Origin of the sequence: Chitinophaga ginsengisoli (genome assembly GCF_003014595.1) — a bacterium.
GTDB lineage: Bacteria > Bacteroidota > Bacteroidia > Chitinophagales > Chitinophagaceae > Chitinophaga > Chitinophaga ginsengisoli.
Genome location: NZ_PYGK01000015.1, coordinates 120538 through 133516 on the forward strand (window position 1 = coordinate 120538; position 12979 = coordinate 133516).

The window sequence follows — 12979 nt, forward strand, 5'->3', positions numbered from 1 at the left end:
AGACTAGTAACCCTCATTTTGATCTTTAGGTGTAAGTTTCGGATTGTTCTCAAATTCTTTTGCCGGGATGGGATACAGCAGGTGTTTAGGCTGGATGTTGGGCGTTGCATCAGGATTGTTTGTCCTGACAGCATTCAGCAGGATACCTGTCCTTTTCAGGTCAAACCATCTCCATCCTTCACAGCCCAGTTCACGCATACGTTCCATCATGATCTCACTGCGCAGCTGATCCTGGGAGGGAACGCCGCCGTGTACATCTTCATATTTACCCAGGCCTGCACGTTGCCTGATCTTATTCAGGTTCGCGAGGGCGGTAGGTACGTCGTTCAGTTCGTTGACAGCTTCTGCGTACATCAGTATCGCATCGGCGAGGCGCAGGTAATACATGTTCCTGGAAGACAGTGAACCACTCACAGACACGCCGGTGGTGATATCAAATTTCTTCACGTGTGGTTTGCCTACATCTTCCCACCAGGAGTAGTCGACCAGTTGGCCGGCTGCATTATAGAACACGGTGCGGAAGGTGGCATCTTTGCGGAGATCGCCATCTTCGAAACTATTGAAGAAGTAGTCAGTAGGAATGATGACATGTCCGCCGGCACCGGTCAGATTAGGTGCATTGATCTGCCAGGCGCCAGTGTTGCTGGCCATGTTGCTGGTGTTATCGGGTTCATTGGAGAACTGTATTTCAAACAGTGACTCGATATTGTTCTCATTTTTCTCCACGAACAGGTCGGCGTATGCCGGCATGAGACTGGTTTTAGATGAAGTCAGCAAGGGCTCCAGTGTGCTTTTAGCAAGATCGTACTGCTTGTGGGTGAGGTATACTTTACCCAGCAGTGCGATGGCAGCTTCCTTGCTGGCGCGGCCTACATCCGGGCCGTTATTGCCTTTGTTGTTCAGGTGTTCAGCTGCATACTGCAGGTCGGATATTATCAGCTGGTATACATCTTCTGCTTTACTGCGTGGGTAGCCGTCTCTCACTGCATCAGGGTTGTCTACATCGGTAGGCATTGGTACACCATCGTATAACTGTACCAGGTAGAAGTAGAACAGTGCGCGCATGAACTTTGCTTCTCCCAGGGCACGTGTTTTAAAGTCTTCATTTACGGAAGCGGATTGTGTATACTTAATAGCGGTGTTAGCGTTATTGATGCCCTTGTAGCAGTTGATCCAGAAGCCCTGTACGACATCGTTCTGGGCGGTCATCAACGGAGAGTAGCTGTTTACGGCAGCAAATCCCTGCCAGTAAGGGCCCCAGGTAGGTACGAAGATGGTCATCTTGGCTTCATCGGTGCCTACCATGCCGACGATAGCATAGTCTGATCTTTTCAGTACGAGCAGCTGGCGGTAAATACCGGTGATACCAGCAGTGATGCCGGCTTCGTCTTTGTATAGTTCTTCCGGGGAAACGAATACCTCCGGTTTAATATCAAGCTGTTTACTACAGCCGGACGCGAACAGGCCGGCGAGTAAGGTGAAGAATAGTATATAGCGATGCGTTTGCATAAGTGTCATTTTTAGGAGATTATAAACCCATTTTTAAGCCGACCAGATACGTCCTGAAGCGGGGATAGATATCGTAAGCCCCTTGAGCCACACCTATTTCAGGATCGGTTCCTTTATAGCCGGTGAACAGGAATGGTTCCAATGCCTGGGCATATACGTTCAGCGACCTTATTTTCAGTTTAGATAAAAGGGTCGGAGAGAAGTCGTACGCCAGTGTGATATTCCTGATGCGGAGGAAGTCGCCTTTCTGTACCGCGAAGCTGGAGGAACCCTGTGGCAGTGTTCTGGTAGAGCTGCCGAATGCGTTCGGACGTGGAATGTTGGTATTGGTGTTTTCCGGTGTCCAGTAGTTCAGTCCATCTTTCAGGATCACTTTACGGCCGTCGGAGTAGACATAGTCCATATAAGCCTTGTTATAGATATCGTGACCATACATATAGCTGGCAAATACCGTCATTGACACGCGTTTGTACCTGAAGTAGTTCCAGATACCGCCCCAGGCTTTCGGCGTGGTACGGCCTACGATGGCTCTGTCGTATTGGTTAATGATACCGTCGTTGTTCAGGTCTTTGATACGTACGTCACCTGGTCTGCCGGTAGGGTTCAGCTTAAAGTCATCGCCTTTGTTATAGATGCCATCGAACACATAATCTACGATCAGGCTGTTGGGCGCCTCACCCACTTTCAGATAGGGGCTGAGGGAGTCTCTGCCTGGCAGCAGTGCGGTTACTTTGGATTTATATTTAGACCAGTTAAGATCTACCTGCCAGTCGAAGTCAGGCGTCTTCACCGGGTATAGTTTCAGTCCGATATCCATACCTCTGGTGTTCATAGACGCCACATTGATCATTGTAGCGTCGAAGCCCTGTGATGGCGCCAGTGTGTTTTGTAACAGCAGGTTTTTGATATTCTTGTTATAGAAGTCAAAGGTCATTTGTATACGGTTGTTCAGCAGTCCGAGGTCGAAGCCGGTATTGAACTGGTGCTGGCTTTCCCATTTGAGCGCGCTGTTTCCTTTGTTACTGCCTATCTGGTAGCCGCTGGACTGTGTGCTGCCATTAAATGGATAGGTAGCGGCATTCATCTGGGAGAAGATCTTATCGTAGGAAACGTCCTGGTTGCCGATCACACCATAGCTGATCCTGATCTTGGCATCGCTGACACGAGATTTGAACTTCACACCGAGGAACGGTTCATCGATGAGGCGCCATGCACCGCTGATGGAGGGAAAGAAGCCGTAACGGTTCTGCGCACCGAAGCGGGAGGATCCGTCGTAACGGGCGGTGAAGTTGAGGATATAACGTTGTTTGTATTTATAGATGGCCCTACCCAGCAATGAGCTGGTAGCCCAGTTGAAGTAGTCGCTGGAAATATAATCTCTCCTGGTAGCCAGGTTCATGTTTTTATAGGTCAGTTCATCTGTCGGGAAGCCGGAAGCCTGTTCGAAGTTCCATTCCTGTCTTCTTTTCTGGAAGGTAAAACCAGAGAGGAGGTTGAGGGAATGTTCTTCGGAAGGGTTATAGTCGTAGGTCATGGTATTCTCCCACAACCAGTCGCGGTAACCGAAGTTCTGCACTTTGGCGACGCCTTTCTGTAAGTATCCGGCGCTGGTGTTCCGGGGGTAGTATTCAAACTGCTGGTTCTTATAGATATCTGCACCCACGTTGGAGCGGAAGCTTAATCCGGGCAGGAGTTTGTAGTCCAGGTACATATTGCCTATCAGTCTGTCGTCTATGCGGTGATTGATGGCATCCAGGGCAAGCGAAAGTGCGTTGTTGGTGGTGAGGTTGCCTGTGCTGGGATCTATTTCTATGGATGGTTTGCCGGTTGAGTCGTAGATGGGCCGCAGAGGGCTCATGGTAACAGCGGCATAGTAGGCTTCATTGCTGACGATGGCGGTCTGAATGTGGGAATAGTTTGTATTCAGGCCGAGGGTCAGTTTATCTGTAACAGCCGATTCCAGGTTCGCTTTCAGGGCATAACGTTTCATATTGGAGCCCTTGATGATACCGTCCTGGTTGAGGTAGTTTCCGCTGAGGTACACCTTGTTCTTACCGATACCATTGGAGATGCTGAGTGTATGGCTTTGCTGTTGGGCCACCCGTGTAATAGCGCCTGGCCAGTCGTAGGTTTTACCTTCGGCGAGGCTTTTCAGTTCTACGGGGCTGAATATTTTCCTATCTGTTTCGGGGTCATTCATAGGCCAGCCGGTAGCGCTTTCATCGTACCATGCCAGCCGGCGGAGGTAGCCGTATTGGGCGCCGTCTATGAAATCGTAGGTCTTAACGATCTTTTGTATGCCGTAGTAGCCGGCGTAGTCAACGGAAGCGCGGCCTGTTTTAGCCTTCTTTGTAGTGATGATCACCACACCGGCAGCCGCACGGGCGCCGTATATAGCAGCTGCGGAGGCATCTTTCAGCACGTCTATGGATTCAATGTCGTAGGGGTTGATCTCCCTGATATCGCCGGTCAGGATAACACCATCTACCACATAAATGGGGCCGTCCCCCTGTGTGATGGAGTTGATCCCCCTGATCCTGATGTTGGTGCCTGCGCCTGGCTGATAGCCTGCGCTGGAGATCTGCACACCAGGTACTCTGGCCTGCAGGGCGCTGTTGATAGAGGTAGCGGGCAGCTCGGAGATCTCTTTTCCGGACACGCTGGATACGGCGCTGGTGATGTCCTTCTTTTTCTGCTGACCATAACCGATCACTACGACTTCATCCAGTCCGGATACTTCTGTTTCCATTCTGATAGTAAGGGAAGTTTGTCCGGGGTTGAAGGTGATGGTCTGGGACTTATAGCCCACAAACCGGAACGTGAGGACGGCTTTAGCTGTAGGCAGGGCGAATTGTCCGTCTGCATCCGCTTTCAGGGAAGCTCCTTTGTTGGTCGAGTTTGTAATGGTGACGAAGGGGAGTGGTTTGCCTGATGCTGCATCCAGCACCTTGCCCCCTGGTGCCTTGTCTTGTGCTGCTATCCATGTGTTGAGTGATAACAGTAGGATAAACAGGGATAAAGTTCTTTTCATAACATGAATTTGCCAGTGTTTGAAATGCTGATTGATACTACGTACCTGTGCAGGTTGTTTGTTGTTGGTTTGCTGATTGACGTGGAATCGTATTTTATTTCCGATTCAAATTTCGGGTTTCACTGTTAGGGGGGAAATAGGGTTTCTTATGAAAATGATGGATTATTTTCTGGTTTTTGTATCTTAGTCTGGATTCCATGAAATATGAAAGAGAAAATACTAAAAAAGCGGGAAGGGTTTGAAGGGCAGCAGTTAATAGTGGTGCCTAAAAAGATAGCGGCAGATTTCCTGACGAAAGACCCTATTACGCGGCAGCTGTATATTACGGATATAGGGTATTATCCGAGAGCACGTTTTCATTATGTTAAGCGGACTGTCGGGGTGGGGCAACATATTATTATCTATTGTATAGAGGGGCGGGGATGGATAGAAATAGACAAAAAGCGTATTGATGTACTGCCTTCACAGTTTATCATTATCCCATCCGGGATGGCACATAAATATATGTCGGAGGAGGAAGACCCATGGACAATTTACTGGATACATTTTAAGGGGGATATCTCTGCGTTTATAGTGGAACTTATCTTGCAGCGGGCGAAGAATTATAAGCTGCATCTGACCTATAATGAAACCCGTATCCGGTTGTTTGAGGAGATCTGTCTGAACCTGCAGAAGGGGTATAGCGGAGATAATCTCCGTTATGTGAATATGATCTTTAACCATTTTCTTTCTTCATTATTGTATGAGGAGAAGTTTAATTATTCGGGAAAGGAGCAGCCGGACGACGTTATCGCACATACAATAGGGATGATGCAGGAGCGGCTTGATCAGGTGATCACGTTGCAGGAGTTGTCGGGGTATGCGGGATTGTCGATATCTCATTTTTCGGCGGTATTTAGGGAAAAGACGGGGTATTCGCCGATAGAGTATTTTAATCATCTGAAGATCCAGAAGGCGTGTCAGTACCTGATGTTTTCGAGTGCGACGGTGAAGGAGGTGGCGAACAGGTTGGGGGTGGAGGATCAGTATTATTTTTCGAGGATGTTTTCGAAGTTGATGGGGATGTCGCCATCGGAATATAGGAATAGGAATAAGGCGGTGGAACAGTAGGGGGATTGGGAAAGAGAGTGACCGGTTGGTAGTGCAACCGGCCGGGGCGAAGTGTTTAGCACTTGCCTTCTCTCTATAATTGGCGCGTTTTTGAATTTACAATTTACCCTCAGCCCTTAGTCGAAGCATCTCTTCTCGTGAGGATATTATCCCGCGCATTGGGACAACGTTCGAGGTGACGCTGCAATGATTCGTCAAGGTATTTTCGGAGGGCATCCCAATTGTTGTATTACTTTAGGTAAAATTGATAGTTATACGCATGGATGCGCCTAAGGGTTTTAGAGCCCTTGATTTTTCTCATCATACCATTTGGAGTTTACTTTCTTTCTCCGATTGCTCTTTCTCATATTGAAGCATTTCTTCCCGTGACGATATTGTCCGTACATTGGGGAAGAGCTCTGCATGATGCTTCCATGCTTCCTCAAGGTCATTTTTGAGGGCATCCCAGTTATTGTTGTACTTCAGGTAAAATTGATAGTTATAGGCGTGTATCCGCCTAAGTGTTTTAGAACCTTTGATCTTTCTTATCATTGTTTTTGATTTAATATGTATTCTGGTGTTTTAATTTCAATAGATTGGTAGCCTAATTCAATGTTTGTTTCATTATATAGTTTGATCTTTCTTTTATTAACAATATGTCGGAAGTTCCAGCTGGCGATTACATCTACTTTGAAGATGGTCCCCAAGGCAACATGGATTGCATCTTTTTGGCTTTTTTCAGTTAGTATATTCTTCTGCAGATATTTTCTGGCAAGTGACAAAACTTCCTCATTCTGCTTGTATCCTATCCTATGGTCTTCCGGAACCTCATGGAATTTTCGCAACAGATGATCCCTGGTATATCCCCCTTGCTGAATTTCCTTATACACGAGATCCGAATAAATCATCTGTTTCCTCCCTGCTTTGAAATCTTCAAACAGCCTGAGACTATCCTTTCTGAACTTATAATCAAAGCATCCCCCTATGACAGAAGTGTCAACATAAACTTTTAGCATATGAATTTAATACTGGTTAACAGATAGCAAAAACACGTACAGTAATGGATTGAGAATAATACGATCCCCCTGATCCGTTATAAGGACGTTTAAATATGAATACTGAATTTTTTGAAAACCGGATTAACAGACGAGCATACAGCTTGTGAACGATGATATTCACTACTACGGCGAGCGTAAATGATTTGAGGACACGAATATACGTGTTTTTCAAATACAAATTTTCTTTGAGAAGATGAAAATGATAAATGTTTGCAAGCCTGTAGAGGTATCGATTGCAATAAAAAACTTTTGCAGGGAAGGCGGATTTATATACATTCGCGGCAATCCCAAACGAAGCGCTCCAAATAATCAGAACCGAATATGCGAGACTGTCAGGTAAGACAGCGACCAGTCCACGACGAAGATGAAAAACTTTTATTTATGCGAACCTCAGAAATTCATGTGTTATGTTACAGAATAAAAATCCAGAACATTATTATTGGTTAGATCTGTTCAGAGGCCTGGCCTCCCTGGTTGTTGTTACAACCCATTGCCGTACGATGTTGTTTGTTGAATATGGCTTGTTGCCTGCAGGCGAGAAGACAATAGCGAACTCCATATTCTTCTTTCTTACCCGTATAGCGCATGAAGCGGTATTGCTTTTTTTTGTACTTAGCGGCTTCCTTGTTGGAGGAAAGGTAATTCAGCGGCTGAAGGCAGGAACTTTTGATCTCCGGTCTTATGTCCTTGACCGGACGGTGCGCATCATGTTACCCCTGCTGTCGGCCTTAATACTGATTGTTATATCCAATACAGTGATCGGCCAGCATTTCAGCATTATCGATTATATAGGAAATATACTCTCCCTGCAGGGCATCCTGGTACCCTGGGTCAGTGGACCGTTATGGTCACTGGCATACGAGGTGTGGTTTTATGTTTTAATGGGCGCTGCGGCCTGGTGGTTAACGACATTAAAAGCTAGTAACAGGTATATAGCTGTCTTCATTTTATTCGTCTGCTTTTTGATATTCTCGCATCTGAAGGCTACCTATCTTTTTATATGGTTGCTGGGGGCTATGTCTTTCTCTTACGTAAAGAGAAGCAATGTTTTACTGATAGCAGGCATCATTTCACTCCTGGCTTCTATGATGGCTTTACAGGTCTTTGGAACAGAAAGCCGTACCTTCAAACTGCATGATATCGAAAGTATAAGGGCTATTTGCGAGTTGTGTTTAGGGATATCCATGTGTCTTATTGTGCAGCAGGTGATACATCGTCAACCGAAGTACAGATTGGGCGTCTTTTTAAATAAGTTTGGTACCAGGCTGGCTGATTTTTCCTATACGCTATATCTGACACATTTACCGATAGTATATATGTTGGTGCATTTTGGATTCCCCAAGAGTCAATCCATCAATGTGGTATCGGTAGGTTATTACCTTTCTGCTATCGCGATCTCTTTGGTGAGTGCCTATGCGATCTATCTCGTATTTGAGAAAAGAACGAAGTATGTTAAGGCGATAATGAAGATGAGAATACCTTCGGGCGAGCGTGTGAAGGAGCAACAATATCAGAAAAAGAGGGCTTAACAAAGTAATTATAAGAAACCCGTCTATGTTGCATGTATTCCTTGATGAGGATGCAATATAAACGGGTTTTCCTTTTCCGGAGGACGTCAATATCAATCTACCTCAAATCCATATTTTGCCAGGTTCGCTTTTGTTGCTTCATATGTTTTATGCTGAAGTCCATTAATACCCAGGCCTTCTGCTACAGATACAAACATCGGTCTGTCATCAATATACAATACCTCTTCCGGTTTTACCAATGCAATGTCCAGTGCGATACGCCAGATGTCGGCATCAGGTTTTCTGAAGTGTACGAAGCAGGAGGAGATGAAGAAGTCAACGAACTTATTGATGCCAAACTGCCGGATGCGGTATTCATTCAATTCCCTGCCTTCGTTATTGACGATAGCAATCTTGATACGATATTTCTCTTTGATCTTACATACCAGGTCTATCATCTCAGGAATAGGTGTAGTCACAGAGAACATAAAGGCCCTGAACGCTTCTTCGGTGAAAGGCCTGGGCTCATAAAATACCGTTCTGCGCAGGTATTCGTCCAGCGTCAGTTTGCCTTCCTCGTAAGTGTCAAAGGTGAGGTGGTGACGTTCTTCCAGTTCGGGAAGGTCCAGTGAGAATTTCGCGGCCGCTTCTCTTCGTGCAGCGCGGTCCCAGCCATTGCTTAATAATACACCGCCTATGTCCAGGAATAAAGTCGTAATTGTCGGATGCTGTTGCATATGCTAAAGAAATATGATCTGCTGTATTTAATGGTAAAATAGCTTCATCTATTGTCCTCTTCCCGGACAATAAAACAGGAAAGTAATAAAAAAAATTAATAGTTGATTTCAGAATACTGAAAAAGGGCAACAGTCGCCCATGAATATACAACAGGATGGCTGGAGGTGTTGGCGTTTGAGAGGGGGATGCCAGTGTTGGGAAGGTGAAGGATGACCTGCCATTCTGATAAAAACCCTCTCAAGATGAGAGACTTTTTTTATGTTTTTACTCCGGTGACAGATGTGATGGCACTGCTGGGAGTGGCCTGCTATATTGGTTTTTCAGTCTTTTTATGGCATGTGATTGCCTTAAATGGTACATGCTTTGGCATATGGACAATACTATTAGGCAACTTGTTTAATATGGGAACCAAACAATACAAACAAATGAAAAAAGCATTACTGGTATTTGCACTAGCATCAAAGACCATCTGTACTATTGCACAGGACACTACAGCAACTACGGAAAAGATACCATTTGACGGCATTGACCAGACCTGGCAGAATGGTAACGACAGAAGAGAGAACCCGGCATTTCAGAATATGAAATTCTTCACGCCAAGTATCATGATGGATATCAACTATACACATTCATTTAATAGACCTAATGATAATACCGTGGTAGGCTCTACCGCACTGGCCCGTAACAATGAGGTACAACTGTCTGCCCTGCATTTCGGCGGCGACTTCTATTATAAAGGCGCCAGGGCAAGGGTAATGACACAGTTTGGTACCCGCTCCATCGTAGTGCCACGTAATGACTACAGTCCTTATCGCGGACAGTACCAGTTAGCTAATGCATACCGTTATTTAAGCGAGGCTTACGCGGGATATCATATCAATAAATGGTATGGTATCAATATCGATGCGGGTTTGTTCATGAGTTACCTTGGTCTGAACTCCTACTATCAGCCGGAGAACTGGGAATACCAGGCTTCCTTTACGTCCGACAATACGCCATGGTTCTTCAATGGATTGCGTATCCAGATCTTTGCTACAAAGAACCTCAAGATCGAACCCTGGATCATCAATGGCTGGCAGAGCTACGGTAAATTCAATAAGATGCCTGGATTCGGATTTAACATTACCTATATGTCTGACAACAGCAACCTGAAAGCGCTGACCAATGACTACTATGGTACAGATGCGGCAGGTATTCCTGAGAGGAAACGCTTCCACTCTGATAACAGCTTGCTGGTAAGATACTATAACAAGCCAAAGTCGAAAGGTGTCAGCAGAATGGCTTTCTCTCTGACAGGTGATGTTGGCTTTGAGAAAGGTGGTGGTGTAAATGGGTTTAAAGACAGTGATAAAAACGGCCCTGCGCAGTATTTCCTGAGTGGTATGTTCTATAACCGTGTCTGGTTCAACCAGAATAAATTCGCCTGGACTGTAGGTGGTGGTGTGATGACTAACCCCGGCAGATATCTGGTGCTGTATCCAACCGGTCAGGCGAGCCCATTGCCTAATCCTGCCGATCCTACCAAGACCGAGGGTGCGTTCCCTTTCAGTGCTAATCCAGGGGATAAATTCAAAGGCTGGGATATGTCGACCAACTTCGACTATATGCCGAACCAGAGTATTACTTTCAGATTTGAGCTGGTGAACAGGCATGCTGATGTGCCTTATTTTGCGGGAGAAGGTGGGGTGACTTCGCAGACGGGGTATTCTACTACGCCGCTGGATCCTAACTGGCGCCCGGACCTGGTGAAATCGGAGACAAGATTTGTACTGGCTGCGTTATTCAGGCTGTAATAGTTTTAAACTTAGAGGTTGTGTCTTTTGATATAACCTCTTTTTATTTGCGCTAAGTAGCCTTGGTTTCTTTTTACCGCTAAGTAGCTTCGGTTTCAGTATGGGATGGCGGTCGGCGCCTCTCTGGAATGCTATTGGGCGTCGTCAAGCGAGTAGGGGTTGGATATCTATTGGGCAGTACCGGTCGTGGCACCGGAGAGCCGAAGGCCCGCCATTCCCATCTGAAACCGGTGCTACTAACGCTGTCTCTATTGGGGTTTATGCGGTCCGCTTATTGTGATGTTGTTTTTTATGGGTGCTCCGATTGTTTAATAACGAATAAGGGTATTATTTATACGTTTTCTTTTCCCCTGGGCAATCATTTTGGCCGCTTTTCCGCCCCTTTTTTACAGGTCCACCTCACCTCCACCACAAAGCCTATGCTACAGCCTGTATACGCCGACCAGAAGGCATACCACCTCCTTTCTCTTAATAAACTAGCCCGCCTAATCACTAAGAGCGACAGCGGAAGTAGCACCGGTTTCAGATGGGAATGGCGGACCTTCGGCTCTCCGGTGACGCGACAGATGCTGCCCAATAGATATCCAACCCCCAATGGCCTTTTTCTGCTTTTCGGATATAGCAGGGAGGGAATAATAGAGACAAAACGAGCGGGAATAGGGGGAAATATTGGGTTAGGGATATGAGGGTGCGACCGGTGCCTGATGACCGGTATATTAGGCGTATTTGTGTATTGGGTGTATTAGGGTAGTATGATGGTGGTGTTGAGATATTCATTACCTGGGTGCTAGTCGCCGGGTAGTGGGATAAGGGAAACTGGGGTCTTGGGTGCAGGCTGCTTTAACGGAGCGGTATATGCAGGGATATTCCAGCACCTGGGCGTCTTGTTACGGAAATTCCTTCTGATGTGGCGGGGTGGCCTTACCGGAGGGATAACGGAGATAATGTCCAGTGCATTGGCGGTTTTACTGTCTGAGTAATGCAGCTTGCCGTTTACCATGTAGGCTGAACGGACTTCCAGCAGGACTATGGTGAGTTCCTTACTACACTGGTCTATTGTGAGCGTGAAAGGGGACTGCTGTTCTCCTCGTGCGATAACGGCGGTATGGCTGGTGCTCAGTTGGGCCTTGTGCCGGGAAAAGTTCAGGGACAAGGCGATCGCTGTTATTGTGAAGTGCGTAACACCTGCGGGTATTTTCCGGGAATTGATCACTTTCTCTGATATGGAGATGGTGATCTTTCCGGTATCGTCTTTTTCTATGAGCGGCGTGGCTGTAAGCAAATGACTGATGCCAGTGGTTTCGTTAAACTGAAAGCCTTTCAATGTATGCATATGTCCGATATTGGGTACGCGCTGACCACTACGGTTATACGTATCGGCATTGACAATGTTGATGAAGGTCGTATTCAGCCGGTTAACCAGGGTGTCACTTTTATGCACTGGCAGGTATTGTCTGAGGGACTTGCGTACCAGGCAGGCACAATGGCTGGCCGTACCGAAATCGGTGGCTGCTTTTTTAGTAGCGATGGTCCGGTTTACGTGTTGGGGTCTTTCCCTGTAGTAATAGTTGTTACCCCTGCGATAGCCTATTTTATTTCCCAGTGGACCGGTAAACGGGAAAAGGCCTTTTTGTTTACCCATGATGGTGTATTTGAGATTACTGTAAGTTACTGAATATCTGTCAGAACCGTCGAATGTTAATGCACAATATATCCCCAGAATAGGGGATGGGCAAATGCGAGAAATCAGCCGGGCAAAACTTATCTTTGCCGGCATAAAAACTAAAGGTCACACATGGAATATTCAAAAATCTATACAGTAAAGGAAGAGCATATCGACGTACAGGGTATCATGGACGGGTTGTATTACCCTTTCTATATGGAATATTGCCGGCATGATTATATCAGGGAGGTATTGGGATTTGACTTCGCTGAGGAAGCGGCTAAGGGTATTCACATGGTATTGTCCCAGTATACTATCAAGTTCCTGCGCTCCCTGAAGAAAGATGACGAATTTACCGTGACCTGCGAGTTGTTTGCAGATGCAGCTGGTCAACCGAGACTGCATTTCAAACAATCCATCATTTTGAATGGTAAAGTAATGACCACTGCCGTGTTTACCGGTACCTGTGTAGCCGCAACCGGAGGAAGGCCTTATCTGCCAACGGGAATGACAGATAAATTGGTGGACGCACCAAAACTGGACGTTGCGACGTTAAAGTAAAAGTTGTTTAGTTATATATTTAATTCTCC

General features: G+C 46.2%; 10 protein-coding genes. 4 read left to right on the forward strand and 6 right to left on the reverse strand.

Annotation, left to right across the window (positions count from 1 at the left end; genetic code table 11):
• Window positions 1–3: 3 nt before the first annotated feature.
• Window positions 4–1509, reverse strand: a complete 1506-nt coding sequence (locus CLV42_RS26925) for a RagB/SusD family nutrient uptake outer membrane protein (protein ID WP_170117672.1) — start codon at window positions 1507–1509, stop codon at window positions 4–6.
• A 19-nt stretch (window positions 1510–1528) separates the two neighbouring features.
• Window positions 1529–4540 (reverse strand): SusC/RagA family TonB-linked outer membrane protein, encoded by a 3012-nt coding sequence (locus CLV42_RS26930; protein ID WP_106605042.1) that lies wholly within the window; start codon window positions 4538–4540, stop codon window positions 1529–1531.
• A gap of 204 nt (window positions 4541–4744) precedes the next feature.
• Between CLV42_RS26930 and CLV42_RS26935 the strand changes: the two genes are divergently transcribed.
• Window positions 4745–5650: an AraC family transcriptional regulator gene (locus CLV42_RS26935; RefSeq protein WP_106605043.1), complete on the forward strand. Its 906-nt coding sequence runs from the start codon at window positions 4745–4747 to the stop codon at window positions 5648–5650.
• Between the two features lie 300 nt (window positions 5651–5950).
• On the opposite strand, the gene CLV42_RS26940 is transcribed toward CLV42_RS26935, so the two are convergent.
• Both CLV42_RS26940 and CLV42_RS26945 read right to left on the reverse strand, forming a co-directional pair.
• Window positions 5951–6181 (reverse strand): hypothetical protein, encoded by a 231-nt coding sequence (locus tag CLV42_RS26940; protein ID WP_106605044.1) that lies wholly within the window; start codon window positions 6179–6181, stop codon window positions 5951–5953.
• Entirely contained in the window at window positions 6178–6645 is a 468-nt protein-coding gene (locus CLV42_RS26945; RefSeq protein WP_106605045.1) for a PIN domain-containing protein, read from the reverse strand. Before CLV42_RS26945 ends, CLV42_RS26940 begins: the two co-directional genes overlap by 4 nt.
• Before the next feature lie 449 nt (window positions 6646–7094).
• Here CLV42_RS26945 and CLV42_RS26950 point away from each other — a divergent pair, with 449 nt between their 5' ends.
• Window positions 7095–8216 (forward strand): acyltransferase family protein, encoded by a 1122-nt coding sequence (locus tag CLV42_RS26950; RefSeq protein WP_106605046.1) that lies wholly within the window; start codon window positions 7095–7097, stop codon window positions 8214–8216.
• 92 nt (window positions 8217–8308) lie between these two features.
• On the opposite strand, the gene CLV42_RS26955 is transcribed toward CLV42_RS26950, so the two are convergent.
• Window positions 8309–8932 carry an HAD family hydrolase gene (locus CLV42_RS26955; protein ID WP_106605047.1) on the reverse strand — a complete coding sequence of 208 codons (624 nt, stop codon included), beginning with the start codon at window positions 8930–8932 and terminating at the stop codon, window positions 8309–8311.
• Between the two features lie 243 nt (window positions 8933–9175).
• On the opposite strand from CLV42_RS26955, the gene CLV42_RS26960 reads away from it, so the two are divergent.
• Complete coding sequence (locus tag CLV42_RS26960) at window positions 9176–10726, forward strand: porin (protein ID WP_245901743.1); 1551 nt, start codon at window positions 9176–9178, stop codon at window positions 10724–10726.
• A 787-nt stretch (window positions 10727–11513) separates the two neighbouring features.
• On the opposite strand, the gene CLV42_RS26970 is transcribed toward CLV42_RS26960, so the two are convergent.
• Entirely contained in the window at window positions 11514–12368 is an 855-nt protein-coding gene (locus CLV42_RS26970; protein WP_106605049.1) for a hypothetical protein, read from the reverse strand.
• A gap of 153 nt (window positions 12369–12521) precedes the next feature.
• Between CLV42_RS26970 and CLV42_RS26975 the strand changes: the two genes are divergently transcribed.
• A complete protein-coding gene (locus CLV42_RS26975) occupies window positions 12522–12950 on the forward strand; it encodes a thioesterase family protein (protein ID WP_106605050.1) in 429 nt (142 codons plus the stop codon).
• Window positions 12951–12979 lie beyond the last annotated feature (29 nt).